Source organism: Pseudonocardia broussonetiae (genome assembly GCF_013155125.1).
GTDB classification, from domain to species: domain Bacteria; phylum Actinomycetota; class Actinomycetes; order Mycobacteriales; family Pseudonocardiaceae; genus Pseudonocardia; species Pseudonocardia broussonetiae.
Genome location: NZ_CP053564.1, coordinates 6,183,265 through 6,208,791, shown reverse-complemented (window position 1 = coordinate 6,208,791; position 25,527 = coordinate 6,183,265). Strand labels below are relative to the sequence as shown.

Annotated in this window: 29 protein-coding genes; 24 read left to right on the top strand and 5 right to left on the bottom strand. The window is 74.5% G+C overall.

The features are described from left to right. Nucleotides 1–60: 60 nt before the first annotated feature. The 4 genes from hisD to hisH are packed head-to-tail and all read left to right on the top strand — an operon-like array spanning nucleotide 61 to nucleotide 3,750. On the top strand, nucleotides 61–1,380 hold the full coding sequence (gene hisD, locus HOP40_RS30150) for a histidinol dehydrogenase (protein ID WP_172165370.1): 1,320 nt from the start codon (nucleotides 61–63) through the stop codon (nucleotides 1,378–1,380). Beyond that, nucleotides 1,377–2,477, top strand: coding sequence for a histidinol-phosphate transaminase (locus HOP40_RS30145; protein ID WP_172165368.1), 1,101 nt, complete (start codon nucleotides 1,377–1,379; stop codon nucleotides 2,475–2,477). The genes hisD and HOP40_RS30145 overlap by 4 nt, the downstream gene beginning before the upstream one ends. After that, complete coding sequence (gene hisB, locus HOP40_RS30140) at nucleotides 2,474–3,073, top strand: imidazoleglycerol-phosphate dehydratase HisB (protein ID WP_172165366.1); 600 nt, start codon at nucleotides 2,474–2,476, stop codon at nucleotides 3,071–3,073. Before HOP40_RS30145 ends, hisB begins: the two co-directional genes overlap by 4 nt. A gap of 41 nt (nucleotides 3,074–3,114) precedes the next feature. Continuing rightward, the gene (gene hisH / locus HOP40_RS30135) at nucleotides 3,115–3,750 is read left to right on the top strand and encodes an imidazole glycerol phosphate synthase subunit HisH (RefSeq protein ID WP_172165364.1); all 636 of its coding nucleotides are present in this window, start codon (nucleotides 3,115–3,117) and stop codon (nucleotides 3,748–3,750) included. On the opposite strand, the gene HOP40_RS30130 is transcribed toward hisH, so the two are convergent. After that, a complete protein-coding gene (locus tag HOP40_RS30130) occupies nucleotides 3,751–4,443 on the bottom strand; it encodes an SDR family NAD(P)-dependent oxidoreductase (RefSeq protein ID WP_172165362.1) in 693 nt (230 codons plus the stop codon). Between the two features lie 76 nt (nucleotides 4,444–4,519). Here HOP40_RS30130 and HOP40_RS36515 point away from each other — a divergent pair, with 76 nt between their 5' ends. The 4 genes from HOP40_RS36515 to hisI all read left to right on the top strand — a co-directional run bounded on the left by HOP40_RS36515 (nucleotide 4,520) and on the right by hisI (nucleotide 8,349). Next, complete coding sequence (locus tag HOP40_RS36515; protein ID WP_172165360.1) at nucleotides 4,520–6,325, top strand: serine/threonine-protein kinase; 1,806 nt, start codon at nucleotides 4,520–4,522, stop codon at nucleotides 6,323–6,325. A 22-nt stretch (nucleotides 6,326–6,347) separates the two neighbouring features. Then, the gene (gene priA, locus HOP40_RS30120) at nucleotides 6,348–7,118 is read left to right on the top strand and encodes a bifunctional 1-(5-phosphoribosyl)-5-((5-phosphoribosylamino)methylideneamino)imidazole-4-carboxamide isomerase/phosphoribosylanthranilate isomerase PriA (protein ID WP_172165357.1); all 771 of its coding nucleotides are present in this window, start codon (nucleotides 6,348–6,350) and stop codon (nucleotides 7,116–7,118) included. Between the two features lie 83 nt (nucleotides 7,119–7,201). Continuing rightward, entirely contained in the window at nucleotides 7,202–7,990 is a 789-nt protein-coding gene (hisF, locus tag HOP40_RS30115; protein WP_172165354.1) for an imidazole glycerol phosphate synthase subunit HisF, read from the top strand. Nucleotides 7,991–7,998: 8 nt separating this feature from the next. Beyond that, nucleotides 7,999–8,349: a phosphoribosyl-AMP cyclohydrolase gene (gene hisI, locus HOP40_RS30110; RefSeq protein WP_205347401.1), complete on the top strand. Its 351-nt coding sequence runs from the start codon at nucleotides 7,999–8,001 to the stop codon at nucleotides 8,347–8,349. 65 nt (nucleotides 8,350–8,414) lie between these two features. On the opposite strand, the gene HOP40_RS30105 is transcribed toward hisI, so the two are convergent. Then, a complete protein-coding gene (locus HOP40_RS30105; protein WP_172165348.1) occupies nucleotides 8,415–9,032 on the bottom strand; it encodes a TetR/AcrR family transcriptional regulator in 618 nt (205 codons plus the stop codon). A gap of 57 nt (nucleotides 9,033–9,089) precedes the next feature. Between HOP40_RS30105 and HOP40_RS30100 the strand changes: the two genes are divergently transcribed. The 8 genes from HOP40_RS30100 (at nucleotide 9,090) to pyk (ending at nucleotide 17,418) form a co-directional block, all read left to right on the top strand. After that, nucleotides 9,090–10,643, top strand: coding sequence for an anthranilate synthase component I (locus HOP40_RS30100; protein ID WP_240157364.1), 1,554 nt, complete (start codon nucleotides 9,090–9,092; stop codon nucleotides 10,641–10,643). Between the two features lie 11 nt (nucleotides 10,644–10,654). Then, nucleotides 10,655–11,239: a Trp biosynthesis-associated membrane protein gene (locus HOP40_RS30095; RefSeq protein ID WP_172165342.1), complete on the top strand. Its 585-nt coding sequence runs from the start codon at nucleotides 10,655–10,657 to the stop codon at nucleotides 11,237–11,239. Between the two features lie 55 nt (nucleotides 11,240–11,294). Continuing rightward, a complete protein-coding gene (gene trpC, locus HOP40_RS30090) occupies nucleotides 11,295–12,134 on the top strand; it encodes an indole-3-glycerol phosphate synthase TrpC (protein ID WP_172165339.1) in 840 nt (279 codons plus the stop codon). A gap of 14 nt (nucleotides 12,135–12,148) precedes the next feature. Beyond that, nucleotides 12,149–13,507 carry a tryptophan synthase subunit beta gene (gene trpB, locus HOP40_RS30085; protein WP_205346972.1) on the top strand — a complete coding sequence of 453 codons (1,359 nt, stop codon included), beginning with the start codon at nucleotides 12,149–12,151 and terminating at the stop codon, nucleotides 13,505–13,507. Continuing rightward, nucleotides 13,504–14,298, top strand: coding sequence for a tryptophan synthase subunit alpha (gene trpA / locus HOP40_RS30080; RefSeq protein ID WP_172165336.1), 795 nt, complete (start codon nucleotides 13,504–13,506; stop codon nucleotides 14,296–14,298). The genes trpB and trpA overlap by 4 nt, the downstream gene beginning before the upstream one ends. Before the next feature lie 110 nt (nucleotides 14,299–14,408). Further along, nucleotides 14,409–15,296 (top strand): prolipoprotein diacylglyceryl transferase, encoded by an 888-nt coding sequence (gene lgt, locus HOP40_RS30075; RefSeq protein ID WP_172169500.1) that lies wholly within the window; start codon nucleotides 14,409–14,411, stop codon nucleotides 15,294–15,296. Nucleotides 15,297–15,298: 2 nt separating this feature from the next. Continuing rightward, complete coding sequence (locus tag HOP40_RS30070) at nucleotides 15,299–15,934, top strand: DUF2461 domain-containing protein (protein ID WP_172165333.1); 636 nt, start codon at nucleotides 15,299–15,301, stop codon at nucleotides 15,932–15,934. A 62-nt stretch (nucleotides 15,935–15,996) separates the two neighbouring features. Then, complete coding sequence (gene pyk / locus HOP40_RS30065; RefSeq protein WP_172165330.1) at nucleotides 15,997–17,418, top strand: pyruvate kinase; 1,422 nt, start codon at nucleotides 15,997–15,999, stop codon at nucleotides 17,416–17,418. Nucleotides 17,419–17,426: 8 nt separating this feature from the next. Here pyk and HOP40_RS30060 read toward each other — a convergent pair whose 3' ends face one another. Both HOP40_RS30060 and HOP40_RS30055 read right to left on the bottom strand, forming a co-directional pair. Beyond that, complete coding sequence (locus HOP40_RS30060; protein WP_172165327.1) at nucleotides 17,427–17,933, bottom strand: SRPBCC domain-containing protein; 507 nt, start codon at nucleotides 17,931–17,933, stop codon at nucleotides 17,427–17,429. Beyond that, nucleotides 17,930–18,250: an ArsR/SmtB family transcription factor gene (locus HOP40_RS30055; protein WP_172165324.1), complete on the bottom strand. Its 321-nt coding sequence runs from the start codon at nucleotides 18,248–18,250 to the stop codon at nucleotides 17,930–17,932. Before HOP40_RS30055 ends, HOP40_RS30060 begins: the two co-directional genes overlap by 4 nt. Nucleotides 18,251–18,309: 59 nt before the next feature. Between HOP40_RS30055 and HOP40_RS30050 the strand changes: the two genes are divergently transcribed. The 8 genes from HOP40_RS30050 (at nucleotide 18,310) to HOP40_RS30015 (ending at nucleotide 25,105) form a co-directional block, all read left to right on the top strand. Further along, complete coding sequence (locus HOP40_RS30050; protein ID WP_172165321.1) at nucleotides 18,310–19,218, top strand: acyl-CoA thioesterase; 909 nt, start codon at nucleotides 18,310–18,312, stop codon at nucleotides 19,216–19,218. A gap of 598 nt (nucleotides 19,219–19,816) precedes the next feature. Continuing rightward, nucleotides 19,817–20,404, top strand: a complete 588-nt coding sequence (locus HOP40_RS30045; protein ID WP_172165318.1) for a DUF3558 domain-containing protein — start codon at nucleotides 19,817–19,819, stop codon at nucleotides 20,402–20,404. A gap of 100 nt (nucleotides 20,405–20,504) precedes the next feature. Next, nucleotides 20,505–20,840 (top strand): hypothetical protein, encoded by a 336-nt coding sequence (locus tag HOP40_RS30040; protein ID WP_172165315.1) that lies wholly within the window; start codon nucleotides 20,505–20,507, stop codon nucleotides 20,838–20,840. 44 nt (nucleotides 20,841–20,884) lie between these two features. Beyond that, nucleotides 20,885–21,463: a DUF3558 domain-containing protein gene (locus HOP40_RS30035; RefSeq protein WP_240157846.1), complete on the top strand. Its 579-nt coding sequence runs from the start codon at nucleotides 20,885–20,887 to the stop codon at nucleotides 21,461–21,463. Between the two features lie 97 nt (nucleotides 21,464–21,560). After that, nucleotides 21,561–21,893 carry a hypothetical protein gene (locus tag HOP40_RS30030; RefSeq protein WP_172165309.1) on the top strand — a complete coding sequence of 111 codons (333 nt, stop codon included), beginning with the start codon at nucleotides 21,561–21,563 and terminating at the stop codon, nucleotides 21,891–21,893. Next, a complete protein-coding gene (locus HOP40_RS30025; protein WP_172165306.1) occupies nucleotides 21,890–23,332 on the top strand; it encodes a PPE domain-containing protein in 1,443 nt (480 codons plus the stop codon). Before HOP40_RS30030 ends, HOP40_RS30025 begins: the two co-directional genes overlap by 4 nt. Beyond that, nucleotides 23,325–24,623 carry an O-acetylhomoserine aminocarboxypropyltransferase/cysteine synthase family protein gene (locus HOP40_RS30020; RefSeq protein WP_172165287.1) on the top strand — a complete coding sequence of 433 codons (1,299 nt, stop codon included), beginning with the start codon at nucleotides 23,325–23,327 and terminating at the stop codon, nucleotides 24,621–24,623. The genes HOP40_RS30025 and HOP40_RS30020 overlap by 8 nt, the downstream gene beginning before the upstream one ends. Continuing rightward, the gene (locus HOP40_RS30015) at nucleotides 24,620–25,105 is read left to right on the top strand and encodes a CoA-binding protein (RefSeq protein ID WP_172165284.1); all 486 of its coding nucleotides are present in this window, start codon (nucleotides 24,620–24,622) and stop codon (nucleotides 25,103–25,105) included. The genes HOP40_RS30020 and HOP40_RS30015 overlap by 4 nt, the downstream gene beginning before the upstream one ends. Here the strand turns inward: HOP40_RS30015 and HOP40_RS30010 are convergent. After that, nucleotides 25,077–25,520: a hypothetical protein gene (locus HOP40_RS30010; RefSeq protein ID WP_172165281.1), complete on the bottom strand. Its 444-nt coding sequence runs from the start codon at nucleotides 25,518–25,520 to the stop codon at nucleotides 25,077–25,079. The two genes, HOP40_RS30015 and HOP40_RS30010, sit on opposite strands and share 29 nt — an antisense overlap. Nucleotides 25,521–25,527 lie beyond the last annotated feature (7 nt).

Genomic DNA, 25,527 nt, shown 5'->3' with positions numbered 1-25,527 from the left:
TCCGCACCACCGGGGGCGGCGCCGGGCGACGCCGTCGGAGGCGCGCCGTAGGCTGGCGGCATGCTCCGCCGGACCGACCTGCGCGCCCACCCGCTGCCCTCCACCACCGTGCTGCGGGGGCTGCTGCCCCGCACCGAGACCGACGTCGACGCCGTGCTGCACCAGGTGCGGCCCATCGTCGATGCGGTCCGCGAGCGCGGGGTCGACGCCGCGCTGGAGTACGCCGAGCGCTTCGACAAGGTCCGCCCGTCCGGGATCCGGGTCCCCGCGGCCACGCTGCGCGGCGCCCTGTCCGCCCTCGACGACGGCGTGCGCGCCGCGCTCGAGACGTCGATCGAGCGGGCCCGCAAGGTGCACGCCGACCAGCGCCGCACCGACATCGTCACCACCGTGGTCCCCGGCGGCACGGTCACCGAGCGGTTCGTGCCGGTCCGCCGCGTGGGGCTCTACGTCCCCGGCGGGCGTGCGGTCTACCCGTCGAGCGTCGTGATGAACGTCGTCCCCGCGCAGGAGGCGGGCGTCGAGTCGCTCGTCGTCGCCTCCCCGCCGCAGGCCGAGCACGGCGGGCTCCCGCACCCCACGATCCTCGCGGCGTGCGCGCTGCTCGGCGTCGAGGAGGTGTGGGCGGCCGGCGGGGCGCAGGGCATCGCGCTGCTCGCCCACGGCGGCACCGACACCGACGGCACCGAGCTCGAGGTCGTCGACGTCGTCACCGGCCCGGGCAACGTCTACGTCACCGCGGCCAAGCGCCTGCTGCGCGGGCTCATCGGGATCGACGCCGAGGCGGGCACCACCGAGATCGCCGTGCTGGCCGACGACTCGGCCGACGCCGTGCACGTCGCCGCCGACCTCATCTCGCAGGCCGAGCACGACCCGGCGGCCGCATCGGTGCTGGTCACGACGTCCGACGCGCTGGCCGACGCGGTCGACGCCGAGCTGGCCCGGCAGGTGCCCGAGACCAAGCACAGCGAGCGGATCCGCACCGCGCTGACCGGCCCGCAGTCGGGCACGGTGCTGGTGTCCGACCTCGACGACGGGGTCGCCGTGGTCGACGCCTACGCCGCGGAGCACCTGGAGATCCAGACCGTCGACGCGCGGGCGGTGGCGCGGCGCGTCCGCAACGCCGGGGCGGTCTTCGTCGGGCCGTGGTCGCCGGTCAGCCTGGGCGACTACTGCGCCGGCTCCAACCACGTGCTGCCCACCGGCGGGTGCGCGCGGCACTCGGCCGGGCTGTCGGTGCAGACGTTCCTGCGCGGCGTGCACGTCGTCGACTACTCGGAGGAGGCGCTGCGCGACGTCGCCGAGGCGGTCGTGGTGCTCTCCGGCGCCGAGGACCTGCCGGCGCACGGGCAGGCCGTGACGGCGAGGTTCCGGTCGTGAACGTCACCCTGGACCAGCTCCCGCTGCGCGACGACCTGCGCGGCAAGACGCCCTACGGCGCCCCCCAGCTCGACGTGCCGGTGCGGCTCAACACCAACGAGAACCCGTACCCGCCGCCGCCCGAGCTGGTCGCCGACGTCACCGCGGCCGCGCATGAGGCCGCCGCCGACCTGCACCGGTACCCCGACCGCGACGCGCTCGCGCTGCGCACCGACCTGGCCGCCTACCTGTCCGGCGCCACCGACGTGGAGCTGACCTGCGCGAACGTGTGGGCGGCGAACGGGTCCAACGAGGTGCTGCAGCAGATCATGCAGTGCTTCGGCGGGCCCGGGCGCACGGCCGTGGGCTTCGAGCCGAGCTACTCGATGCACCCGATCATCGCCGCGGGCACCCGCACCGAGTGGCTGCCGGCACCCCGGCGGCCCGACTTCTCCGTCGACGTCGCCGCCGCGGCGGCCGTGCTCAAGGAGCGCGCGCCCGACCTGGTGTTCCTGACCAGCCCGAACAACCCCACCGGGCAGTCGCTCGACCCGTCGGAGCTGGCCGTGCTGGTCGACGCCGCGCCGGGGATCGTCGTCGTCGACGAGGCGTACGCGGAGTTCTCCGACCGCCCCAGCGCCGTCGGCCTGCTCGCCACCCACGGCCACAAGCTTGTCGTCAGCCGCACGATGAGCAAGGCGTTCGCCTTCGCCGGGGGGCGGCTGGGCTACCTGGCCGCCGCGCCCGCCGTCGTCGACGCGCTGCAGCTCGTCCGGCTGCCCTACCACCTCTCGGCGCTCACCCAGGCCGCCGCGCGGGCCTCGCTGCGCCACGCCGACGCCACGCTCGGCTCGGTGGCGCTGCTGCGCGGGGAGCGCGACCGCGTCGTCGACGAGCTCGCGAGCGCCGGCTACGACGTCGTGCCCAGCGACGCCAACTTCGTGCTGTTCGGCCGCTTCACCGACGCCCCCCGCGCCTGGCGGGCGTTCCTGGACCGCGGCGTCCTGATCCGTGACGTCGGCATCCCGCACCGGCTGCGCGTCACGGTCGGCACGCCCGAGGAGAACGACGCGTTCCTGCAGGTCGCGGTGGACGTCGTCACAGAGGAGCTGTCGTGAGCAGGATCGGCCGCGTCGAGCGGATCACCAAGGAGTCCACCGTCCTGGTCGAGATCGACCTCGACGGCACTGGCAACACCGAGATCGGCACCGGCGTGCCGTTCTTCGACCACATGCTCGACGCCTTCGGCAAGCACGGCGCGTTCAACCTCACGGTGCGCGCCACCGGCGACGTCGACCTCGACGCCCACCACACCGTCGAGGACACCGCGATCGTGCTGGGGCAGGCGATCCGCCAGGCGCTGGGCGACAAGTCCGGCATCCGCCGCTTCGGGGACGCCTGGATCCCGATGGACGAGGCGCTGGCGCAGGCCGTCGTCGACGTCTCCGGCCGCCCCTACACCGTGCACACCGGCGAGCCCGAGGTCATGCAGGGGTTCGTGGTCGGCGGGCACTACCCGACGGTGCTCAACCGGCACGTGTTCGAGTCGCTGGCCTTCCACGGCCACCTCGCCCTGCACGTCCGCGTGCTCGACGGCCGCGACCCCCACCACATCACCGAGGCCGAGTTCAAGGCCGTGGCCCGGGCCCTGCGGGCGGCGGTGGAGCCGGACGCGCGGATCACCGGGATCGCGTCGACGAAGGGCACGCTCTAGCGGCCACGGGGCCCGGAGCGGGCGGCGGTTACCCTGGAGCCATGGCGCGGATCGTCGTACTGGACTACGGATCGGGGAACCTCCGCAGCGCGGAGCGCGCGCTGCGGCGGGTCGGGGCGGACGTCACCGTCACCGCCGACGCCGACGCCGCGCTGGAGGCCGACGGGCTGGTCGTGCCCGGGGTCGGGGCGTTCGCGGCGTGCATGAGCGGGCTGCAGGAGATCGGCGGGCCGCGGATCATCGAGCGGCGACTCGCCGGCGGGCGGCCGGTGCTCGGCATCTGCGTCGGCATGCAGGTGCTGTTCGACCTGGGCGTCGAGTGGGACGAGCGCACCGAGGGGTGCGGGCAGTGGCCCGGCACCGTCGAGCGGCTCAAGGCCGACGTCCTGCCGCACATGGGGTGGAACACCGTGCAGGCACCGGTCGGATCGGCGCTGTTCCACGGCCTCGACGCCGACACCCGCTTCTACTTCGTCCACTCCTTCGGCGTGCGCCGCTGGGAGATGGCCGAGTCCGAGGTGCTGCGCCCGCCGCTGGTCACCTGGGCCCACCACGGCGAGGACTTCGTGGCGGCCGTGGAGAACGGTGCGCTGGCGGCCACGCAGTTCCACCCGGAGAAGTCCGGCGACGCCGGGGCGGCCGTGCTGCAGAACTGGCTGCGCGACGTCGTCGGGTAGCTAGCGGCCGGTGAACGCCCGCTCGCGCAGGTCGTAGCGCAGCTCGCGGCGCCCGTCGCGGATGCCGTCGACGACGAGCGCCACCAGCTCGTCGACGGTGGCGCCCGCCGTCATCGACGGGGCGGTGCCCTCGACCGCGCGGTCGGCGAGGCCGGTCTCGATGTGCGGGGGCCGGACGTCGAACACGGTGACGCCGGCGCGCCGCTGCTCCTGGCGCAGCGCGGTGAGCCAGGCCGACAGCCCGGCCTTGCTCGCGGTGTAGGCGGCCATTCCGCCGGTGGGGTGGTCGGCGAGTATCGCGCTCAGCACGGCGACCGTCCCGTCGCCCTCCAGCCGCGGCACCGCCGCACGGACCATCGCCATCGGCGCCATCGTGTTGACGGTCAGCAGCTGCTCGGTGACGAGGTCGCCCGCCTGCTCGGCCGGCCCGAAGGCGGCGATCCCGAACGCGACGACGAGCACGTCGAGGCCCCCGAGCAGGTCGGCCGCCTCGTCGACGACGGCGGCGCAGCGCTCGAGGTCGAGGGCGTCGAAGACCAGCGCGGGGGCGTCGAGACCGACGGCGTCGAGGCGACTCGCGTCGCGCCCGGCGAGCACCAGTCGGGCGCCGCGACCCTGCAGCGCCTGCGCGATCGCCGCGCCCAGCACACCGCTCGCCCCGGCCACGAGCACGCGGGCCCCGTCGAGTTCCATACTCCTCACGCTAGGACCGAAACCTTCCGGGCGCGCGGCGACTCCTCCCCGGTGGAGTGACGAGGGAGTGGTGGGCATGGAGCAGTTCGGGCCGTACCGGCTGGAGGAGCTGGTCGGGCGCGGCGGGATGGGCGAGGTGTACCGGGCGTACGACACGCGCCGCGACCGCATCGTCGCCCTCAAGCGCCTCCCCGCCCACCTCGCCGCCGACCCGGACTTCCGCGCGCGCTTCCGCAAGGAGGCCGCCATCGCGTCCCGGCTGACCGAGCCGCACATCGTGCCGATCCACGACTTCGGCGAGATCGACGGCCGGCTGTTCCTCGACATGCGCCTGGTCACCGGCCGCGACCTGTCCGCCGTGCTCGCCGAGGAGGGCCCGCTGGCCCCGTCGCGGGCGGTGGCGCTGGTCGCACAGGTGGCGAGCGCGCTCGACGCCGCGCACGCCAGCGGGCTGCTGCACCGCGACGTGAAGCCGGCGAACGTGCTGGTCACGGGCGACTTCGCCTACCTCGCCGACTTCGGCGTCGCCCGCGCGGTCGACGGCTCCCGCGACTCCGCGCTCACCGCCACGGGCGCCACCGTCGGCACGCTCGGCTACATGGCGCCCGAGCGGTTCCTCGGCGACCGCGTCGATCACCGCTCCGACGTCTACGCCCTGGCCTGCGTGCTGGTCGAGCTGATCACGGGGCGCGGGCCGTTCGCGCACGTCAGCGGCCCGGCGCTGATGCACGCGCACCTGTCCACCGAGCCGCCCGCGCCGAGCCGGACGGTGCCCGGCGTCCCGCCGGCGCTGGACGCCGTCGTCGCGCGGGGCATGGCGAAGGACCCCGAGCAGCGCTACGCCACCGCGGGCGAGTTCGCGGCGGCCGCGACGGCGGCCGTGACCGGCGCGCCCCCCGCGGCGCCGGGCACGCAGGTGCACCCGGGCGGCGCGTCCGCGGCCCCGGCCTGGCCCGGGCAGCCCCAGCCCGCGGCCCCGACCGGCTGGGGGAACCAGTACTCCCCGCCCCAGCACACCCCGCCCCCCGGCCGGACGCGGGTCGGGCCGCCCGCGGGCACCGGCTACGGCCCGCCGGCCGGGGCCCCCGCGCCGACCTACGCGCCGTCGGCGCACGCGCAGCAGGGCTACGGACCACCCCAGGGCCACGGCGGCCAGCAGGGCCACGGCGGACAGCAGGGCTACGGCGGACAGCAGGGCTACGGCGGACAGCAGGGCCACGGCGGACAGCAGGGCCACGGCGGCCAGCAGGGCTACGGCTCGCAGCCGCCGTACGGCGGCTCGTCGAGCGGAACCCCGTCCCCGGCCCGCCGCAACCGCCTGCCCGTGATCCTCGGCGCCGCCGCGCTCGTCGTCGCGCTGGTCGTCGCCGGGATCGTGTTCTGGCCCCGCGGCAGCACCCCGACCGGCACCGACCCGGTCGTCTCCGACACCTCCGACGCCGGCGGCGACCCCGGCGTCACCCCGGCCGACCCGTCGAGCCCGCTGCTCGCGCGGCTGGAGCCGGAGGGCTTCTACGCCGAGACCTGCACCGACATCCCGATCACCGACGAGGCCACCGAGCAGATCCGCTGCACCTCCAACGACGCCACGGCCGTGCCGATCCTGGTGTTCCAGCAGTTCGGCGACGTCGGGACCTACGCCGCCTCGCTCACCACCGTGGACACCAACACCACCGGCGAGGACGAGGACTGCGCCATCGGCGGCGACGCCTCGGTCGAGTACGCGGGCTACGACCTCGTCTGCGGCACGACGACGTTCGAGGACGGCAGCACCGGCTACGTCGTCGCCTGGGGCACGCGGACGTCCATGATCCAGGGGTTCGCCGCGGGCCCGGACCCGGCCGACGTCTACATGTGGTGGCTGTCGAACACCCCCTTCTGACCGGGTCGGTAGGCTCCGCACCGTGACTTTCGTGTTGCTGCCCGCGGTCGACGTCGCCGATGGCCAGGCCGTGCGCCTGGTGCAGGGCGAGGCCGGCACCGAGACCGGCTACGGCGAGCCCCGCGAGGCCGCCCTGCAGTGGCAGCAGGACGGCGCGGAGTGGATCCACCTCGTCGACCTCGACGCCGCGTTCGGTCGCGGCTCCAACGCGGAGCTGCTCGCGTCGGTAGTCGGCGAGCTGGACGTGCAGGTGGAGCTGTCGGGCGGCATCCGCGACGACGAGTCGCTGGAACGCGCCCTGTCCACCGGCTGCGCGCGCGTCAACCTGGGCACCGCGGCGCTGGAGCACCCGGAGTGGTGCGCGGCGGCGATCGCGAAGCACGGGGAGCGGATCGCCGTCGGCCTCGACGTCCGCGTCACCGAGCAGGGACACCGGCTCGCCGCGCGCGGCTGGACCACCGACGGCGGCGACCTGTGGGAGACCCTCGCCCGCCTCGACCGCGACGGCTGCGCGCGCTACGTCGTCACCGACGTCAGCAAGGACGGGATGCTCAAGGGCCCCAACACCGAGCTCATGCGCGACGTCGCCGCCGCCACGCCCGCGCCGGTGATCGTCTCCGGTGGCATCTCGGAGATCTCCGACCTGGAGGCACTGGCCGGGGTGGCGGCCGAGGGCGTCAACCTGGAGGGCTCGATCGTCGGGAAGGCGCTGTACGCGGGCCGCTTCACGCTGCCCGAGGCCCTGGCCGCGATGCGCGCCGTCGCCGACCGCGGCGCCCGACAGGCGGGCTGACCCCCTTTGCTCTGAGCACCTCTGCGCACCACGGTGCGTATGGGTGCTCAGAGCAAAGGACGCGGCTCAGTAGTGTTGTGCCCGTGAGCGTGGCCGTGCGTGTGATCCCGTGCCTGGACGTGTCCTCCGACGAGCAGGGGCGCGGACGGGTCGTCAAGGGCGTCAACTTCGTCGACCTGCGCGACGCGGGCGACCCCGTCGAGATGGCGCGCGTCTACGACGCCGAGGGGGCCGACGAGCTGACGTTCCTCGACGTCACGGCCTCGTCCGGCGAGCGCGCCACCATGCTCGACGTCGTCCGCCGCACCGCCGAGCAGGTGTTCATCCCGCTGACGGTCGGCGGCGGCATCCGCGCCACCGACGACATTGACGTGCTGCTGCGCAACGGTGCCGACAAGGTCTCGATCAACACCGCCGCGATCGCCCGCCCGGAGCTGCTGCACGAGGCGAGCCGCCGGTTCGGGTCGCAGTGCATCGTCCTGTCCGTCGACGCCCGCACCGTGCCCGCCGGCGAGCCGCCGACGCCCTCGGGCTGGGAGGTCACCACCCATGGCGGGCGGCGCGGCACCGGCATCGACGCCGTCGAGTGGGCGGCGCGCGGCCAGGAGCTGGGCGTCGGGGAGATCCTGCTCAACTCCATGGACGCCGACGGCACCCGCGCGGGCTTCGACCTGCGCATGATCGAGGCCGTCCGCGCCCGCGTCGACGTCCCGGTGATCGCCAGCGGGGGAGCGGGCGAGGTCGGGCACTTCGTCCCGGCCGTCCGCGCCGGCGCCGACGCCGTGCTCGCCGCCACCGTGTTCCACTTCGGCCACTTCCGCATCGGCGACGTGAAGCAGGCGCTCAAGGAGGCCGAGGTGGAGGTGCGATGACCCGCGTCCTGGACTCCGCGCTCGACCCCGCGATCGCCGCCCGCCTCAAGCGCGACGCCGACGGCCTGGTCTGCGCCGTCGCCCAGCAGCACGGCACCGGCGAGGTGCTGATGGTCGCCTGGATGGACGACGAGGCGCTGCACCGCACCCTCACCACCCGCCGCGCGACCTACTGGTCGCGCTCGCGCGGCGCGTACTGGGTGAAGGGCGAGACGTCGGGCCACGCGCAGGCCGTGCACGAGGTGCGCCTGGACTGCGACGGCGACGCGATCGTCGTGGTCGTCGACCAGACCGGCCCGGCCTGCCACACCGGCACCCGCACCTGCTTCGACGACGACGTGCTGCTCGCGCCGGCCTGAGCGGTCGGACCGCGACTCGGTCGCACGGAGAGCCCGACTCGCGGGGGTGGGGGCGGGCGCGCCGGTCAGGACGGGTCGATCGGGCCGGTCAGGTAGCGCTGCACGGTCGGCGCCACCGCGGCGACGACGGTGGCCCGGTCGGCCGAGGCCAGGGGCTCCAGCTTGACGACGTAGCGCACCAGCCCCATGCCGATCAGCTGCGAGCCGACCAGCGCCGCCCGCAGCTCGGGCCGGTCGGGCGCGACGACCCCCACGATCCGGGCGAGGATCACGCGCGTCACGAACTCGCGCAGCATCCGCGCGGCGGCCTCGTGCGAGGCGACCGACCGGATGACCGAGGCGAGCGGCGCGCCGCCGGTGGCGTCCCAGGTCGTCAGGAACCGGTGCACGAGCCGCTCGCCGAGCTGCTCGTGGTCGCCGGCCAGCACCTCCGGCATGACTACGGCGGGGTCGAACGGGATATGCAGCGACGCCGTGAACAGCGCCTCCTTGCCGCCGAACCAGTGGTTCACCATCGCCGCGTCGACGCCCGCCCGCTCGGCGATGTGCCGCACGGTCGCGCCGTCGTAGCCGCGCTCGGCGAAGGCGGCGCGGGCGGCGTCGAGCAGGGCCGAGCGGGTGTCGTCGCCGCCGCTGCGGCGCCCGCGGCGGCGGACGCGGGGCGGATCGTGAGGGGCGGCCACGCACCCAGTCTGCCTCCTCGCCCGCCCGCGGGGACCCCGCCTGCGAGGATGGACCCCATGACCGCCATCTCCACCGCCCGCTCGCTGGGCGCGGTCACCCCCAGCCGCGAGGAGTTCCGCGAGCTGGCGGCCGGGCACCGGGTCATCCCGGTCTCGCGCCGCCTGCTCGCCGACGACGAGACCCCCGTCGGGGTCTTCCGCAAGCTGGCCGGTGACCGCCCGGGCACGTTCCTGTTCGAGTCCGCGGAGAACGGGCGCTCCTGGTCGCGGTGGTCGTTCGTCGGCGCCCGGTCGGCGGCGGCGCTCACCGTCGTCGACGGGCAGTTGACCTGGACCGGCGACGTCCCCGCCGGGCTCCCCGTCGACGGCGACCCGCTCGCCGCGCTGCGCACGGTGGTCGAGGAGCTGCACAGCGAGCCGCTGCCCGGGCTGCCCCCGCTCACCGGCGGGATGGTCGGCTACCTCGGCTACGACGTCGTCCGCCGCCTGGAGCGGCTGCCGTCGCTGGCCGAGGACGACCTGCAGATCCCCGAGCTCGTGATGCTGCTGGCCACCGACCTGGCCGCCGTCGACCACCACGAGGGCACGATCACGCTGATCGCCAACGCGATCAACTGGGACGCCAGCGACGAGCGCGTCGACGAGGCCTACGACGACGCCGTGGCCCGGCTCGACCGGATGACCGCGGAGCTGGCGGCGCCCGCCCCGTCGACGGTGGCCGTCTACGGGCCCGCCGAGCCCGAGTTCACCCGCCGCCGCACGCCCGCCCAGCACCACGCGGCCGTCGAGGTCGCGAAGGAGCAGATCCGGGCGGGCGAGGCGTTCCAGGTGGTGGTGTCGCAGCGGTTCGAGACGGCGTGCGACGCCGACCCGCTCGACGTCTACCGCGTCCTGCGCGCCACCAACCCCAGCCCGTACATGTACCTGCTCGACCTGCAGGCCGCCGACGGCAGCCGCTTCCACATCGTCGGGTCCTCGCCCGAGGCGCTGGTCACCGTCGTCGACGGGGTGGCGACCACGCACCCCATCGCCGGCACGCGCTGGCGCGGCGCCACCGAGGAGGAGGACCTCCTGCTCGAGAAGGACCTGCGCACCGACGAGAAGGAGCGCGCCGAGCACGTCATGCTCGTCGACCTCGGGCGCAACGACCTCGGGCGCGTCTGCGAGCCGGGCACCGTCAAGGTCCACTCGTTCTTCTCCGTGGAGCGCTACAGCCACGTCATGCACCTGGTGTCGACGGTGACCGGGCGGCTGCGCGCCGGCCGCAACGCCTACGACGCCGTCACGGCCTGCTTCCCGGCCGGCACCCTGTCCGGGGCACCCAAGCCGCGCGCGATGGCGATCATCGAGGAGCTGGAACCGACCCGGCGCGGCCTCTACGGCGGGATCGTCGGCTACCTCGACTTCGCCGGCAACGCCGACACCGCGATCGCCATCCGCACGGCGCTGATCCGCGACGGCGTGGCGTACGTGCAGGCCGGCGGGGGGATCGTCGCCGACTCCGACCCGGTCGCGGAGGACACCGAGTGCCTGAACAAGGCGCGCGCGGTGCTCTCCGCGGTGGCGACGGCGGCCACGCTGCGGCCCGCGCACGGCCGCCCCTCGCCGTGACCGGCGGGGGCGTGACGGGCGGGCGCCTGCTCGGGCTGGTCTGCGCCGGTCTCGCGGCCGCGGCGGCCGCGCTCTGGGGCGGGTCGCAGGCCGTCTGGTACCGCGTCACGGCCGCGGTGGCCGGGGGCGGGCAGCAGGTCGTCGACGTCACCGGGGCGCAGGCGCGGCCCGCGCTCGGCGGGGTGGCGCTGCTCGCACTGGCCGCCGTCGCGGGCGTCGTGGCCACCGGGGGAGTGCTGCGCCGCGTCGTCGGCGGTCTGCTGGTGCTCGCGGGCGGGGCGGTCGCGGTCACGGCGGTGCTGTCGCTGCTGGTCACGCCGTTCGCGACGGACGGGTCGCTGCCCGCGGTGGCGGGCACCGACCGCGACGCCCTGCGCTACGCCCCGACCGCCACGACGCCCGCGCCGCTGCTGGCCGTGCTCGGTGCGGTGCTGCTGCTGGCCGCGGGGGTGGTCGTGCTGCTGCGCGAGCGGCGGCTGCCCCGTCTGGGCGCCCGCTACGCCGCACCCGGCGCACGCCCCGCCCCGACCGACCCGGACCGCGCCGCCTGGCAGGACCTCGACGCCGGTCGGGACCCGACCGTGGGGCCTGGTTAGCATGACCGGCGCGTGAACATCCGGCCCGACGGGCTGTGGAAGGGGGCGTAACCGCATGGACCACGGCACCGAGGGCGTCCGCACCGGCAGTGTGCTCGACTCCATCGTGGACGGCGTCCGCGCCGACCTGGCGGTGCGCGAGAGCGCCGTCGACTTCGCCGAGATCAAGCGCCGCGCGGCCGCCGCGCCGCCCGCCCGCGACGTCATGGCCGCGCTGCGCGCGCCGGGCATCGGGGTGATCGCGGAGGTGAAGCGGCGCAGCCCGTCGAAGGGCGACCTGGCCACGATCACCGACCCCGCCGAGCTCGCGGCGTCCTACGCCGAGGGCGGCGCGCGGGTCATCAGCGTGCTCACCGAGGAGCGCCGCTTCGGCGGGTCGCTCGCCGACCTCACGGCCGTGCGGGCCCAGGTCGACGTGCCGGTGCTGCGCAAGGACTTCATCGTCAGCCCGTACCAGGTGCACGAGGCGCGCGCCTACGGCGCCGACCTGGTGCTGCTGATCGTCGCCGCGCTGGAGCAGAACGCGCTCGACTCGCTGCTCGACCGCGTCGAGTCGCTCGGGATGACCGCGCTCGTCGAGGTCCACACCGAGGAGGAGGCCGACCGCGCGCTGGAGGCCGGCGCCAAGGTCATCGGCGTCAACGCGCGCGACCTGCACACCCTCAGCGTCGACCGCACGGTGTTCGGCCGGATCGCCCCCGGCCTGCCCCAGGACGTCATGCGCATCGCCGAGTCCGGCGTCCGCGGTCCGGGCGACCTGCTCACCTACGCCGGGTGGGGCGCCGACGCGGTCCTCGTCGGCGAGGGCCTGGTCACCAGCGGCGACCCGCAGGCCGCGGTCCGCGGCCTGGTGGCCGCCGGATTCCATCCCTCGTGCTCGCGCGTGGTCCGTTGACCTAGGCTCGCGGGGTGAGCACCTCCGTACAGGCCTCCGACGGCATCTCCACGCCGTCGGGACACGAACCCGACGCGCGCGGGCACTTCGGCCGCTACGGCGGGCGCTTCGTCCCCGAGGCGCTGGTCGCGGCGCTCGACGAGCTCGCCACCGCCTACGAGAAGGCCCGCAGCGACCGCGAGTTCCTCGACGAGCTCGACCGCCTGCACCGCGACTACAGCGGCCGCCCGTCGCCCCTGACCGACGCCACGCGGCTCTCCGAGCACGCCGGCGGCGCCCGGATCCTGCTCAAGCGCGAGGACCTCAACCACACCGGTTCGCACAAGATCAACAACGTGCTGGGCCAGGCGCTGCTGACCAAGCGGATGGGCAAGAAGCGGGTCATCGCCGAGACCGGCGCGGGCCAGCACGGCGTCGCCACGGCCACCGCCTGCGCGCTGCTGGGCCTGGAGTGCGTCGTCTACATGGGCGAGGTCGACACCGAGCGCCAGGCGCTCAACGTCGCCCGGATGCGGCTGCTCGGCGCCACCGTCATCCCGGTCAAGACCGGCTCGCGCACGCTCAAGGACGCGATCAACGAGGCCCTGCGCGACTGGGTCACGAACGTCGACGAGACGCACTACCTGCTCGGCACGGTCGCCGGGCCGCACCCGTTCCCGATGATGGTGCGCGACTTCCACCGCGTCATCGGGCTGGAGGCGCGCGAGCAGGTGCTCGAGCGCACCGGGCGGCTGCCGGACGCGATCGCCGCGTGCGTCGGCGGCGGGTCGAACGCCATCGGGATCTTCCACGCCTTCCTCGACGACGCCGACGTGCGGCTGGTCGGCTTCGAGCCGGGCGGTGACGGCGTGGAGACCGGCCGCCACGGCGCCACCCTCACCGAGGGCTCGCCCGGCGCGCTGCACGGCGCGATGAGCTACCTGCTGCAGGACGCCGACGGGCAGACCGCCGAGTCCTACTCAATCTCCGCCGGGCTCGACTACCCCGGCGTCGGCCCCGAGCACGCGCTGCTCAAGGACATCGGCCGCGCCACCTACGAGCCCGTCACCGACGCCGAGGCGATGGAGGCGTTCGCGCTGCTGTGCCGCACCGAGGGCATCATCCCGGCGATCGAGTCGGCGCACGCGATCGCGGGCGCGCTGCGCCTGGGCCGCGAGCTCGGGCCCGACGCCGTCGTGCTGGTCAACCTGTCCGGGCGCGGCGACAAGGACGTCGACACGGCCGCGAAGTGGTACGGGATGATCGCCGAGGGCGAGGCCGCCGCTGACGCGAGCGGCACGGCGATCGCGGAGGGCGCGGTGGCCCCGCCCGCCGACACGCTCGCCGCGCAGCCCTCGCCCGCCGGGTCCGACACGGGCGCGGTGCAGTCGTGAGCGGCGCCGGGGACGTCTTCGCCGCCTGCCGCGAGCAGGGCCGCGGTGCGCTGGTGGGCTACCTGCCCGCGGGCTACCCGACCGTCGACGCGTCGGTCGACCTGCTGAACGCGATGGTCGAGGGCGGGTGCGACCTGCTGGAGGTCGGCGTCCCGTACTCCGACCCCGTGATGGACGGCCCCACGATCCAGGCCGCCGCCGAGACCGCGCTGCGCGCCGGGTTCCGGCTGCGCGACGTGCTGACCGTCGTCGAGCGCGTCTCCGCCGCGGGCGGCCGCGCGGTCGTCATGACCTACTTCAACCCGGTGCTGCGCTACGGCGTCGACGCGTTCGCGCGCGACCTCGCATCGGCGGGCGGGCTCGGCGTCATCACCCCCGACCTCATCCCCGACGAGGCCGACGAGTGGCTCGCCGCGTCCGACGAGCACGGCCTCGACCGGGTCTTCCTGGTCGCGCCCTCGTCCACGGAGGAGCGGATCGCCTCCACCGCGGCCGCCTCCCGCGGGTTCCTCTACGCCACCTCGGTCATGGGCGTCACCGGTGCCCGCGACGCCGTCGGGGGCGCGGCCCCGGAGATCGTCGCCCGCTGCCGCCCGCACACCGCGCTGCCGATCGGCGTCGGTCTGGGGGTGCGGTCGGGGGCGCAGGCGGCCGAGGTCGCCGGGTTCGCCGACGGCGTCATCGTCGGGTCGGCGTTCGTCACGGCGGCGGAGTCGGGCGGCACCGACGCGGTCCGCGCGCTGGCCGCGGAGCTCGCGGCCGGCGTCGCGAGCGCACCCGCGCGGGTCTGACCGGCGACCGCCCGCACCGGCGGTGCGGGGGCGGGCGCTAGCGTGGAGCCGTGAGTCCCCTCGTCACCACCGTGCTGGCCGCCATCCCGAGCCCCGATCGCGGGGTGTGGATGCTCGGCCCGATCCCGATCCGGGCGTACGCGCTGTGCATCATCGCCGGGATCGTCGTGGCGGTCATGTGGAGCGAGCGGCGGTTCGTCGCGCGCGGGGGCGAGGCCGGCGTCGTCACCGACGTGGCCGTGTTCGCGGTGCCGTTCGGCCTGGTCGGCGGCCGGCTCTACCACGTCGCCACCGACTGGCACCTCTACTTCGGCCCCGGCCGCAACCCGGTCGAGGCGCTCTACATCTGGCAGGGCGGCCTGGGGATCTGGGGCGCGGTGGCGCTCGGCGCGGTCGGCGCCTGGATCGGCTGCCGCCGCCGGGGCGTCCCGCTGCCGTTCTTCGCCGACGTCGTCGCGCCCGGGATCGTGGTAGCGCAGGCGATCGGGCGGCTGGGCAACTGGTTCAACCAGGAGCTCTACGGCGCCCCGACCACGCTGCCGTGGGGCCTGGAGATCTACCAGCGCGTCGACCCGGCCACCGGGGCCCCCGACGACCTGGGCGGCGTCGCGCTGGACATGACGCCGCTCGGCACCTACCACCCGACGTTCCTGTACGAGCTGCTGTGGAACCTCGGCGTCGCCGCGCTCGTCGTCTGGGCCGACCGCCGCTTCCGGCTGGGTCACGGCCGGGCGTTCGCGCTCTACGTCGGCGCGTACTGCGTCGGCCGGTTCTGGATCGAGCTCATGCGCACCGACCCGGCCACCGAGGTGTTCGGCGGGGTCCGGATCAACAACGTCGTCTCCGTGGTGGTGCTGCTGGGCGCCGTCGCCTACTTCGTGCTGGCCCCGAAGGGCCGGGAGGACCCGCCCGCCGCGGCGACGGCGTCGGACGAGGCGGGGGAGAAGGAGCTCGAACCCGCGGAACCGGACGACTCGGCGTCCGGGCGCACGTCCTGACCATGGCGTTCCAGGGCTTCGGCGAGGACGCCGTCGAGTTCTACGACGGGCTGGTCGCCGACAACTCCAAGGCCTACTGGACCGACCGCCGAGCGGTCTACGAGCGCGACGTCCGCGCCCCGATGCTGGAGCTCCTCGCCGCGTGCGAGCCCGAGTTCGGCCCGGGCAAGATCTTCCGGCCCTACCGCGACGTGCGGTTCTCCGCCGACAAGACGCCGTACAAGACGCACTGCGGGGCCACCGCGGGCGGCTTCTACGTGCAGGTCGGCAGCGACGGCCTGATGGCCGCGGGCGGGTACTACCAGATGGCGTCGGACCAGGTGGCGCGCTTCCGCGCGGCCGTCGACGACGAGCGCCGCGGCACCGACCTGCAGGCCCGGCTCGCCGCGCTGGCGGAGCGGGGCTGCGCGACGGCGGGGGAGCAGCTCAAGACGCGGCCGCGGGGCGTCGACCCCGACCACCCGCGCCTGGACCTGCTGCGCCACAAGTCGCTCTACGGCTGGCGCGAGTGGCCGCCCGACGACGTGCTGCACGGTCCCGGCGCGCTGGACCGCGTCGTCGAGACGTGGCGCGCGCTGACGCCGCTGTACGAGTGGCTGACCGACCACGTCGGGCCGAGCGACCAGCCGCGGCGGTAGCACCGAACGTTCACCCACCGCCCTTCCTGATCGTTCCAGAGAGCGGTCTAGACTCAGCTCCTGTGACCCGTCGCACCAAAATCGTCTGCACCATCGGCCCGGCCACCGCGACCCCGGACCGCATTCGGGAGCTCGTCCAGGCGGGGATGGACGTCGCCCGGCTGAACTTCAGCCACGGCAACCGCGACGACCACAAGCGCGTCTACGAGATGGTCCGCGAGGCCGCCGACGCCGAGGGCCGGGCGGTCGGCATCCTCGCCGACCTGCAGGGGCCGAAGATCCGGCTCGGCCGCTTCGCCGCGGGCCCCACGGAGTGGCGCACCGGCGAGGAGGTGCGGATCACCGTCGAGGACGTCGCCGGCACCCACGACCGCGTCTCGACCACCTACAAGGGCCTCGCCGCCGACGCCCGCCCGGACGACCGCCTGCTCGTCGACGACGGCAAGGTCGGCCTGCGGGTCACCGCCGTCGACGGCCTCGACGTCGTCTGCCGCGTCACCGAGGGCGGCCCGGTCAGCGACAACAAGGGCATCTCGCTGCCCGGCATGAACGTCTCCGTGCCGGCGATGAGCGAGAAGGACATCGCCGACCTGGAGTTCGCGCTCGACCTGCGCGTCGACGTCATCGCGCTGTCGTTCGTGCGCAGCCCGGCCGACATCGACCTCGTCCACAAGATCATGGACGCGAAGGGCGCCCGGCTGCCGGTCGTCGCGAAGCTGGAGAAGCCCGAGGCCGTCGACAACCTCGAGGCCATCGTCCTGGCCTTCGACGCCGTGATGGTCGCCCGCGGCGACCTCGGCGTCGAGCTGCCGCTGGAGCACGTGCCGCTGGTGCAGAAGCGCGCGATCCAGATCGCGCGGGAGAACGCGAAGCCGGTGATCGTGGCGACCCAGATGCTGGAGTCGATGATCACCAACTCGCGCCCCACCCGCGCCGAGGCCTCCGACGTCGCCAACGCCGTGCTCGACGGTGCCGACGCCGTGATGCTGTCCGGCGAGACCGGCGTCGGCCGCTACCCGATCAAGACCGTGCGCACGATGGCGCAGATCATCGAGGCCGTCGAGGACGGGCCGGTGAACGTCCCGCCGCTCAACCACGTGCCCCGCACCAAGCGCGGCGTGCTGTCCTACGCCGCCCGCGACATCGGCGAGCGGCTCTCCGCCCGCGCGATCGTCGCGTTCACGCAGTCCGGCGACACCGTCCGCCGGCTCTCGCGGCTGCACACCCGGCTCCCGCTGCTCGCGTTCACCCCGACGCCCGAGGTGCGCAGCCAGCTCGCGATGAGCTGGGGCGTGGAGACGTTCCTCGTCGACTTCGTCGAGTCGACCGACGCGATGGTGCGCCAGGTCGACCACGCGATGCTGTCCATCGAGCGCTTCCAGCCCGGCGACCTCGTCGTCATCGTCGCCGGGTCGCCGCCCGGCACCGCCGGCTCCACCAACCTCATCCGGGTGCACCGCCTGGGTGAGGAGGACATGGGCTGAGGCTGGGCTCAGCCGGCCAGCGGGGAGCCCGTCTCCAGCAGCGACTTGAGGTCGCTGAGCACCCAGGCGTGCCCGCCGCCGCCCTCGCCGCCCACCGTGCCGGTGACGACGGCCGCGAGCTGCGGCGAGCCCTCCAGCTCGTGGGTGAGGGTGAGTGCGCAGAAGCCGCCGAGGTCGACGATCTCGTGCGTGATCCGGGAGGGCGGCTCGCTCGCGGTGCCCGGGTCCATGAGCATCCGGAACGTCGTGACCAGGCGGTTCGGCGGGTCCGCCTCGATCACCTCGCCCTCGACGACGACGTCCGGGCACGGGAAGCCCTGCGCGGACGCCGCGGCCTTGAACTCGTCGTTGGCCCGCACCTCGTAGGCGCCGCCCGGGCGCAGGTCGTAGTGCGCGTAGCCGGTGTAGCCGTAGCGGTTGGTCCACTCCGGCTTCGTGATGGCGTCCCAGATCGCCTGCGGGGTGGCCTTGATGTAGACGCGGTGGACCTGGGTGGTGGTCAGGGTCGAGGTCATGACGGGTTCTCCAGTTCGTTCTTGAGGTCGAGGAGCGCCGACACCCGGCGCTCGGTGAACTTGTCGATCCAGCGGTCGTGGACCATCCGGATCGGCACGGGGTTGAGGAAGTGCCGCTTCTCGCGCCCGGACTTCACGCTGACGACGAGCCCGGCCTCCTCCAGCACCTTGAGGTGCTTCATGACGCCGAACCGCGTCATCTCCAGCTCCGACTCCAGCTCGGTGAGCGTGCGGCCGTCGCGGGCGAAGAGGCGGTCGAGCAGGTGGCGGCGCGTCGGGTCGGCGAGTGCCTTGAAGACCCGGTCGTCGTCGTCCATGGGCCAAATATAGGTGACTAAAAGGTCACATGTCAACGGTGGGTCGACGACCTGAGAGGATGCCGGGCGTGAGCACCTCCACCGAGCCCGAGCTCGCCGCCGACGGGATGCCGCGCGGCCAGGCCGTCCTCGACGCGCTCGTCGACCTGCTGGACCTCGAGCAGTTGGAGGTCAACCTGTTCCGCGGGGTCAGCCCGCCGCAGAGCCCCACCCGGGTGTTCGGCGGGCAGGTCGCCGCGCAGGCGCTGGTGGCGGCCGGGCGGACGGTGCCCGACGACCGCGAGGTGCACTCGCTGCACGCCTACTTCATCCGGCCCGGCGATCCGCGGGTGCCGATCGTCTACGAGGCCGAGCGCGTCCGCGACGGCCGGTCGTTCACCACCCGCCGGGTCCTCGCGATCCAGCACGGCGAGGCGATCTTCTCGCTGTCGGCGTCGTTCCAGCTGCCCCAGGACGGGCTCGAGCACAGCACGCCTGCCCCGGCCGACGTGCCCGGCCCGCTGACGCTGCCCGACCTCGGCCAGCGCGTCGCCGACGGCCGCGGCGCCGGCTGGATGAGCCGGATCCCGCGGCCGCTGGACATGCGGTTCGTCGACGAGCCGGTGTGGTCCGACGACCGCGTCGGCGCGTCGGAGGAGCCGAACCGGGTGTGGATGCGCGCCGATGGCCGCCTGCCCGACGACCGCCTCCTGCACGTCTGCCTGCTCACCTACGCGAGCGACCTCACGCTCCTGGGCTCGGTCCTCGCCCGCCACGACCGCTCCGAGCAGCCGGTGCAGATGGCGAGCCTGGACCACGCGATGTGGTTCCACCGGCCCTTCCGCGCCGACGACTGGCTGCTCTACACCACCTTCTCGCCCGCGGCCTCCGGGTCGAGGGGGTTGGCGACCGGCCGGTTCACCACGGAGGACGGCACGCTGATCGCCACCACGGTGCAGGAGGGGTTGGTGCGGGTCCCGCGGAACTGAGGCCCCGGTTCCGGGTCGGGCAGGGGCGTAGCTCGTCTGGGGGGCGGACGCCGGCCCGAGGAGCGCACACCGGTTGCGGCCGGGGTGCGGGGGACGGAACTGGTGTGCGGGCAGCCGGGGATCGGCTTGTGCGGCCTTCGGTCCCGGGGCGCGCGGTCCTGTGTCTCGGAGTGCGGTGACCGATAGAGCCAGCCGCCGCCTGCGGCCGGTCGCGGCTCGGACGCGCGGTCTCCCGGGCTTCCCGCGCGCTGACCGTGCTCCCGCGCACCGTTCATGCTCGCGCGCGCTCCCGGGGGCGCGCGGGACCCCGGAACGCGCGCGGCAGACGGGAACGCGGGCGGGACGGCCGCCCTCGCACTGGTTGATCGGCGCTGGGGAGCCGGATCGGCACGCGAGCGGGCTGTGGGGCCGGGTCAGCGGCGCCGGGGCGGTCCCGCGATGCCTCGGGGCTCGACGCACCGATCCTGTGCCCGGCACACCGGCTGCAACCGGTGTGCGAAGAGCGGAACCGGTGTGCGAGGGCCTCGACTGCGTGTGCGTACGGCTGGTCGTCGGTCGAATCGCCGTGGTTCACGGATCACCGCGCTACGGTTCCGCGGTGCGGCGGGTGGTGTCGGTGCTGGTGGGGGTGCTGCTGTGCGTGCCCCTGGCCGGTTGTGTGCGGGAGACGGCCGGTGCCGCGGCGGCGCCCGAGACCCCGTCCACCGAGGTGCCGCTGCCTCCGCGGCCGCGGGACATCGACATCCGCAACGTCGACCCCTGCTCACTGCTGACCGCATCACAGCGAGCGGACCTGGGGCTCGAGGGGGAACCGAACTACGACGTCGCCCGCTCGCCGTTGTTCGAGGGGCCGGAGCCTGCGTGCACGACCCGGGGTTACGAGCCACTGACTGTGGCGGTCGGGGTAGCCCTGCCCTACGACGGGCTGGGCATCGATGCGTTCGCCGCGTATCGCGTGCGGTCGGAGGTCTCGGTCATCGACGTGCAGGGTTTCCCTGCGGTCCAGGCCGTGCAGCCGGGACCGATGACGTCATGCACAGTGGTGGTCGACCTTGCGCCGGGACAGGCGCTGAACGTGCAGTACCGGGATGGGGGCGCCCAACCCCCGGTTCCCGTCGACGCGCTCTGCCCTGGGGCTAGGGACGTTGCCGACGGGGCGATGCTCACCCTCCTGTCTCGCAACTGAGGTCGTTCACGACTGCACACCTCTTACCTGAACCGCCTCACGCTTCGGCTCTCCGGCCTAGCCTGCGCCAGTTCGCTGGACGAGCCCCCGGGAGGCCGCGATGACCGACTACCCGCCTGCGACGATGCGAGTCAGCCCACGAGCACTGCCGGCCATGCGCGCTGCGTACGACAGGGCCCTCGACGATCTCGGTGCCGAGCTGCGCGCGTTGCGCGATGTCGGCCATCTGGCTGGTCCATGGCTGGGTGACCCGGTAAGTCAGGAGACGTTTGAGTTCTACAACCGCCGGGTGATGGATGCACCTGACGGGCCGTATCACGCGTTGCTGGCCTACGAAGCGGAGCTTGTCCGCGTTCGTGATCAGCTCGCGACGATGGAGGCCGACTACCGCCGCACCGAGGGCGAGAACGTGGAGCTGTGGGGCCGCCGGCTGTGATCCTCGACTGCGCTGGGTCGCGCTACCGTTCCGCCGTGCGGCGGATGGTGTCGGTGCTGGTCGGGGTGCTGCTGTGCGTGTCCCTGGCCGGTTGTGTGCGGGAGACGGCGGGTGCCGCGGCGGCGCCCGAGACCCCGTCCACCGAGGTGCCGCTGCCTCCGCGGCCCCGCGACATCGACATCCGCAACGTGGACCCCTGCTCGCTGCTCACCGCGTCCCAGCGGGCTGAGCTCGGGTTGGACGCCGAGCCGGCGTACGACGTACAGGTGTCGCCGTTGTTCGAAGGCCCGGAACCAGCCTGCACGATCGGCGGCTCCGATCCTCGCGAGGTAGCGGCCGGAGTGGCACTGCCCTACGACGGGCTGGGAGTGAATGCGTTCGCTGCTTCGCGGGTGCGGGCCGACGTGACTGTGATCGAGGTCCAGGGCATGCCAGCAGTGCTGGCCAGGCCGTCCGAGCAGTTGAGGCTGTGCTCGGTGGTGGTCGACGTTGCGCCGGGTCAGGCGGTGAACGTGCAGTACCGCGACGGCGGAGGACAGCCGACCGTTCCTCAGGACGACCTGTGCGCGGGTGCGCTCGCGGTAGCCGAGGCGGCGATGAGCACGCTGCTGTCGCGCGTCTGAGTTCGTTCGCAGGCGCACACTCCTGGCCGGATCTGCACCGTCGGGCTGCGTGCCCCGCCTACTCTGCGCCGACCCGAGCCAGTTGAGGGAGGCCGCGATGACCGACTACCCGCCCGCGACCCTGCGGGTCGGTCCGCAGGCGCTACCCCGGATGAAGGCGGCGTACGAGGACTCACTCGTCGAGCTGCGTGTGCAACTGCGGAGGCTGGGTGAGATCGGGTACCTCGCTGGCCCCTGGCTCGGCGACCCGGTGAGCCAGCAGACGTTCGAGTTCTACAACCGCCGCGTGATGGACGCACCGGACGGGCCGTACCACGCCCTCCTCGCCTACGAGGCCGAGCTCGTACGGGTACGCGACCAGCTCGCCGCCATGGAAGCCGACTACCGCCGCACCGAGGACGAGAACACCGCGCTGGTGGGCCGGCTGTGACCGCCCCCGTCGTCTGGCAGGGCCTCGACCACGCCGCCCTGCACGAGGCCGTCGTGAACGGGGGGCTCGGGCCGGCGGTGTCGATGGACGCCGAGCAGCAGTGGCGCCGCATGGGCAAGCTCATCACCGACATCGAGGGACGGCTCACCGCGGCGATGCGGGAGAGCGAGTCGGAGTGGGCGGGCGACGCGGCCGACGCCGCCCGCACCGGGATCAGCCCGCTGGGCCGGTGGGCGATCGACGCGGCGCAGGACGCCGCCACCACGGCCGAGGCCGTCACCGCCCACGCCTACGGGGCGGCGACGCTGCGCAGCCAGCTGCGCGACAACCCGCCGGTCCCGTCGGAGACGATCATGGAGGCGCTCGACCGCAACGCCACCTACGGGCCGCGGGGCGCCACCCCGGCGGAGCTGGCCATCGTGCAGGCCGAGCAGGCGCGCCGCGACGAGGCGGCGGCGAAGGCGGCGGAGGACGCCCGCGTCTACGAGAACATCGGCTTCGAGTCCCGGCGCACGCTGGACTTCTGGACCGTCCCCCCGACGGTGACCGTCGAGCCCGCGTCGGCGGTCGCCCCGAGCGGGTCGGCGGGCGGATTCGCCGGCGGCGGGTGGGCCGTGCCGGCCGGCCCGGGTGGGTGGACGGCCGTGGCACCCGCGGCGTCGGTCGAGCTCCCGAGTGGCGCGGGACCGGGCGCCGCGGGACCGAGCGCCGCGGCACAGAACGCCGCGACACCGACCACCGCCGGCCCGGCCGGCGGAGCCGTGCCCGGGGGAGTGGTGCCCCTGCCGGGTGGCGGTGCAGGGCCGGGTGGACGGGGCCCGGGCACCGCAATCGAGCCCGCCGGACGCGGCACGCCCAGCGGAGGCCAGGGCGGAGGCCAGGGTGGAGGCCAGGGCGGGAGCCAGGCCGGCGGCGGGAGCAGCGGCCCGCCCGGCCGCACCCCGCCGACGCCCGGCCCCTACAGCCCCGGCAGCCCGACCCCGATCGGCCGTCCGGCCCCCTCCTCGGGCGGCCGCGGCACCGGCCCGGGCCCCTGGACCCGCGCCGCCACCGACCCGCGGAGCCCGTCCGGCCCGCGCCCCGTCGTCCCGGCCGCGCCCCCGCGCAGCCCGTCGCCGGGCTGGCGCAGCGTCGTCCTCCCGGCCGAGCCGCCGTCCCGGGCGCCCGCCGAGCCGGCATTGCGATCGGGCACGGGGGCGGGCGGAACCGCTGGTCAGGCCGCCGGGGCCCGCACGTCGTCGACGCACGGCATGTACCCGCCGATGGCCGGCGCCGGCGGCGCCGGGCAGGGCACCGAGCGCCGCCGGCCCGCCTACCTGATCGACGACTCGGGCGTGTTCACCGACCGGCGCTGGGTCCAGCCGGCCGTCATCACACCCGCAGACCTGATCCCCGACGAGCACGGGCGGCTGCCAGGGCAAGATGGGAGGCATGAGTGATCGGAGCTGGGGATTCCGCACGCGCGCCGTGCACGCCGGGCACGTCCCCGACAGCACGACCGGGGCGAGGGCGGTGCCGATCTACCAGTCCACGAGCTTCGTGTTCGAGAACACCGCCGAGGCCGCGAGCCTGTTCGCGCTGCAGAAGTACGGGCTGATCTACAGCCGGATCGCCAACCCCACCGTCGCGGTGCTCGAGGAGCGGCTGGCGAGCCTGGAGGGCGGGATCGGGGCGGTCGCGACGGCGTCGGGGCAGTCCGCGGAGTTCCTCACCTTCGCCGCGCTCGCCGGGGCGGGCGACCACATCGTCGCCGCGGCCGGGCTCTACGGCGGCACGATCACCCAGCTCGACGTGACGCTGCGCCGCTTCGGCGTCGACACCACGTTCGTCGCGGGCGGTGACCCGGCCTCGTTCGCCGCGGCGATCCGGCCGGAGACCAAGCTGGTGTTCGCCGAGGTCGTCTCCAACCCGGGCGGGGAGGTGGCCGACCTCGCGGGGCTCGCCGACGTCGCGCACGCGGCGGGGTTGCCGCTCGTCGTCGACGCGACCATGGCCACGCCCTACCTCTGCCGCCCGATCGAGCACGGCGCCGACATCGTGATCCACAGCGCCACCAAGTTCATCGGCGGCCACGGCACCACGCTGGGCGGTGTGATCGTCGAGTCCGGCCGGTTCGACTGGGGCAACGGCAACTTCCCGATGATGACCGAGCCGATCCCGTCCTACGGCGGGCTCAACTGGTGGGGCAACTTCCAGGAGTTCGGGTTCCTCACCAAGCTCCGCGCCGAGCAGCTGCGCGACGTCGGCGCCACGCTCGCCCCGCACAGCGCGTTCCTGCTGCTGCAGGGCGTGGAGACGCTGCCGCAGCGCATGGAGGCGCACGTCGCGAACGCCCGCGCGGTGGCCGAGTGGCTGCACGCCGACCCGCGCGTGTCCTACGTCAGGTGGGCGGGCCTGCCCGACCACCCGCACCACGACCGGGCCGCCCGGTACCTCCCGCTCGGGCCGGGCGCGGTGTTCTCCTTCGGCGTGGCGGGCGGGCGCGAGGCGGGGCAGCGGTTCATCGAGTCGGTGCAGCTGTGCAGCCACCTCGCCAACATCGGCGACGCCCGCACGCTCGTGATCCACCCCGGCTCCACCACCCACCAGCAGCTGACCGACGACCAGCTCCGCGACGCCGGGGTGCCGCCGGACCTGGTGCGGATCAGCGTCGGGCTGGAGGACGCCGACGACATCCTGTGGGACCTCGACCAGGCGCTCGCCGCGGCGTCGAAGGGAGCATCGGCATGAGCTGGGAGAACCCGAGCGCCACGCGCCGCCAGCAGATCCTGCGGGAGACCCGGTCCGTGGCGGTCGTCGGGGCGTCGCCCAATCCGGCGCGCGCCAGCAACTTCGTGGCCACCTACCTGCTCACGAGCTCCGACTACGACGTCCACTTCGTCAACCCGCACGCCGACGAGATCCTCGGGCGGCCGGTGCACAAGAGCCTCGCCGACCTGCCCGTCGTGCCCGACCTCGTCGACGTGTTCCGCCGCCCGGCCGACCTCCCCGGGGTCCTCGACGAGGTGCTGGCGCTGGGCGAGGGCGTCCGGACGTTCTGGCTCCAGTTCGGCCTGTTCGACGAGGAGCTGGCGCGGCGCGCGGAGGCGGGCGGCCTGGAGGTCGTCATGGACCGCTGCCTCAAGATCGAGCACGCGCGCTTCCACGGCGGCCTGCACATCGCCGGCTTCGACACCGGCGTGATCAGCTCGCGACGCCGCCCGCCGCGCTGAGCAGGCGCAGGACCACGAAGAACGGCAGGGCGACGAGCAGCACGACCCAGAACGCCCGTGCCCGCCTGCGCAGCACAAGCCACACGCCGACGGCGGCCAGGACCGCGGCCAGCAGGAGCGCCCCGACCACGCGGCCCAGGGCCTCCGGCGAGGGCGCGGGACCGGCGACGACCAGCACCACCACGAGGTTCGCCACCGCCCACACCGCGGTGGCGGCGAGCGCGCGGAGGTAGCCGGTGCGGCCGCGGTCGCCGACCGGGGGCGGCGGGTGCTCGATGTGCGGCGGGTAGGGCGGTGCGCCCGGCATCGGCGCGTGCGGCATGAGGTTCGGCGGCGTCGGCACGTAGCCGGGGGCGCCCATCCACGACGGCGGCGCGTCCCGGTCGGTCCCGTCGTCGGGTCGCGGCTGGCTCACGCCGGGG